Origin of the sequence: Actinosynnema sp. NPDC023658 (assembly GCF_040639995.1) — a bacterium.
Taxonomy (GTDB): Bacteria; Actinomycetota; Actinomycetes; order Mycobacteriales; family Pseudonocardiaceae; genus Actinosynnema.
This window is the reverse complement of the sequence record NZ_JBFAAX010001080.1, coordinates 1-1,790: the sequence shown is the minus strand read 5'-3', so window position 1 is coordinate 1,790 and position 1,790 is coordinate 1. Positions and strand designations below refer to the sequence as shown.

The window sequence follows — 1,790 nt, the reverse complement described above, 5'->3', positions numbered from 1 at the left end:
AGAGCTCGCTGGACATCGGTGGTCCCCACGCGCACGTGTTCGAGCACGACGTCGAGTTCGACGTGCAGATCACCACCTTCAGCCGACCTCGCTCCTGGGGCAAGCTGGTCCCCGGCTCGCCGTTCCGCCGGCTCCCCGAGCCGCGGGTGGTGGCGCGCACGGGGAACCCGGACACCCCCGCCTCCCCGGGAGGCCCGCGTGACCTGCCGCCGATCCGCGGTCAGGTCCACCTGTGGCTGGACGAGGGGTCGACCACGACGACCGACCCGGCGGGGTTCCGGCCCGGCCCGCCGAGGACGGTCCCGCTGCCGTCGACCGCGGACATCGCCTCGCTGCTCCGACCCGGTTCCCCCCGGCCGCACCACGGCTGGGAGCACGTCGAGGCCGTGGCGCACCCCGGCGCGCTGCACGCCGCCGTCCTGCGCGTGGTGGACGAGGCCGCGGACGGCGACACCTCGCTGACGGCCCCCGGCACCGACTCGCGCCGGCAGCTCGACTTCCTGGTCGGCCCGAACAACCTCAAGGCCAACCTGGGGCGGATGCTCGGCGCCGGGCTGGTGCACAACGGCCTGCGCTACGACCGCCGGGTCACCGACCGGGTCGGCGCGGTGGGCATCGCGGCCGACCTCGCCCGCCCGCGCCTGGTGAGCGTCTCCGACACCGCCACGTCGGAGAACTCCGTCACCGGTGGCTCCTACGCCGGCGGCATGCGCGCCATCACCCGCGCGTTCGACTGGATCGCCAACGTCGGCGGCACCGTCCGCCCCAACACCGAGGAACCGCGCGGCCTGGGCGGCTCCAACCTGCTCCTGCGGTGGATGCCCTGGCTGCGCTCGAAGTTCGGCGGCAGGCAGGCCATCGGGCTCCTGGACCGCAACCGGGTGACGTCGGAGGGAGCCCGGACCGCGCTGGTGCAGTGGGATGCGACCTTCTCGGTCGTCGCGGAGAGCCGCGAGGCCAACACCCTCCACGCCGGAGCCGTGGAGCGGAGGGGCGTCGCGGTCGAACTGCCGGGCGGCGTGTTCACCAGGGTCTCCGAACGGACGGCCGTCGAGCTGGGCCTGCTGCCCGACGTGGAACCGGCGCCGGACGCCGCCCCCGCACCGCAGGTCGAGGCCGAACCGGAGCCGCGTCGGCTCCAGCCGCCCAGGGCGCTGGCCCCCGGCGAGCCGAGCACCCTGGGGCTGGGGCTGCTGGAGCCCGAGCGGAGCCCGGACCTCACGCTCGCCGTGTGGGACCTGGTGGAGCAGGTCCGGGCCGACCGGGGCGCGGGCTCCGGGCACCCCCTGTTCCCGACCTCGGTCCTGGACGACGCCATGAGCAACCTCCAGCGGCTGGTCGACCTCTCCGCGCCGGCCGCGGTGAACGCCCTCGTCGACGGTGCGCTGGACGGCGGTGTGCCGCTGCTGCTGCACAAACCCGGCAGGGGCATCGGCAAGGACGTCTACCAGGTGACGCTCAAGGCCCGGCTGGAGGGCGAGGCCCGGTTCCTCGACGTGGTGAACGACGGGGTCAAGACCGAGCACGCCGTCGTCGCTATCCGCAAGAAGATCGGGGGGACCGCCCGGGGCAGCGGCTGGAACGCGCTGCTGCGCGTGCCCGGCACCCACGCCTCGACCTCGGGACTCGACCGCCCGGCGGACTCGGTGGGCGTGCTGCCCACGGCGGGGGTGGGGGGCGGCAGCCGCAACCGCGATACCAGGACCGGGATGGTGGAGGCCGTCCGGGTGCGGGGGGCGGAAGGGCCGATGGCCCGCTACGACCTGCCGATCCGGTTCGAGCTGGTGGTG

Annotated in this window: 1 protein-coding gene; it reads left to right on the top strand. The window is 74.9% G+C overall.

Annotated features, from left to right (window positions below):
- Window positions 1-35 precede the first annotated feature (35 nt).
- The coding region (locus tag AB0G02_RS38265) for a hypothetical protein (protein ID WP_360804824.1) at window positions 36-1,790 on the top strand (1,755 nt) is incomplete at its 3' end.